The 1507-nt window shown below is 38.4% G+C and carries 1 protein-coding gene; it reads right to left on the bottom strand.

Features of this window, described 5'->3' with window-relative positions; genetic code table 11:
- Positions 1 to 487: 487 nt before the first annotated feature.
- Positions 488 to 1357 (bottom strand): YitT family protein, encoded by an 870-nt coding sequence (locus LG34_RS13235; RefSeq protein ID WP_109216487.1) that lies wholly within the window; start codon positions 1355 to 1357, stop codon positions 488 to 490.
- Positions 1358 to 1507 lie beyond the last annotated feature (150 nt).

The raw sequence follows: 1507 nt of genomic DNA, 5'->3' as shown, positions 1-1507 counted from the left end.
ACCTTCTCCTTAGAAGACAGCCGTTCGGATTTGGCTGTCTTTTTATTTTGTCTTTTTATAGTCCAAACTTCTGATACTAAGTTTGTTTTCACCTTTGTGTAAAAAACTTATTTTATGTTCCTTTTGTCTAAAATTGGTCCTTCCTGTGCAATTATTACAAGGCTTTTGAAACTGATTACTTTTTGGTCTTATAAAAATTGCATAGTTTTTCTGTGATTTTTTATGAATGATTGTGAACACTTATGCACGTACATTTGCTATTATAATAACTGTAAAAACCCCCAATACATTATAAGTTTTTTGCTACCCCCATAGTAAAAAATACCTTCTCCTTAAAAAGACAGCCGTTCGGATTTGGCTGTCTTTTATTTTTGTTTAAAAAATACTACTATGAGAAATGTCTGTTGTACTACACACATAATAGTTTTACCCAAAAGTATATACACTACAAGGTAAAACTTTTTATTTTAGTTTCATTCATTTTCTATTAACTATTCGCTACATCTTCTATCGCAGTTTTCTTTATATGTTTTCCAATGATCTCAGACACGTCACTGACCGTAATAAATGCAGAAGTATCAACTTCTTTGATCAGACGTTTCAGTTCATAGATTTCCAGACGATTCAACACACAGTACAATACAACTTTCTTTCCACTAATCAGACCTTCGCCCTCCAGCATTGTCACAGTTCTGCCAAGCTTCTGATAAATCTGATCCGCGATCTCTTTTCCCTCGTCAGTAATGATCATAGCCGCTTTCGCCTGCTCCAGACCAGTCTCTACCTTATCAATAATTTTCGATGTAATAAAATAAGTAAGAAGACTGTACATTGCGCGGTCAAATCCAAAAAGAAGTGCCGCTACAATATAAATAATCACATTAAAAATCAGCACCGTCTGTCCCACCGGGAACTTGAATTTGCGGTTCAGCAAAATTGCCACTGTTTCCGTCCCATCCAGACAGCCGCCAAATCGAATGACCAGACCCACACCTGCTCCAAGGATCACACCACCGAAACATACTGCCAGCAAATACTGATCTGTGGCATTCACCCACGGCGCAAACACTTCCAAAAATATGGAAAACATCGCCATAGCATAGCCGGATTTTACGATAAATGTCACACCAAGTTTTCGGGAACCAATCAGAAGAAACGGAATGTTCAGAACGATGGTCAGAATACTTAACGGGATATGGGTTAGGTTATTTACCATGATGCCGATACCAATGACACCGCCATCCAAGATCGTGCAGGGCACCAGAAATTCTTCAATGGCAAATGCAGCGATGGCAGATCCCACGGTCAACATCAGAAAATCTAAAAACAGTCGCATTTTCGGGTTCAATTCTCTCATTCAGATTCCTCCTTTTTTAATCCAGCTATTTTGTTACTTTCCTTTTTCTCTGATGATCATTACAATCAGTCAGCCAGGCAAATGTCCTCACTCTTCTTACTTAGTCAAGCGGATATTCGCAATCCGCTTCGCTACTTGCTCATAACCGAA

Source organism: Eubacterium ramulus (assembly GCF_003122485.1).
In the GTDB taxonomy this organism is placed as follows: Bacteria; Bacillota; Clostridia; order Lachnospirales; family Lachnospiraceae; genus Eubacterium_I; species Eubacterium_I ramulus_A.
The sequence above is the reverse complement of the archived record's forward strand: the minus strand, read 5'-3'. Positions and strand labels throughout refer to the sequence as shown.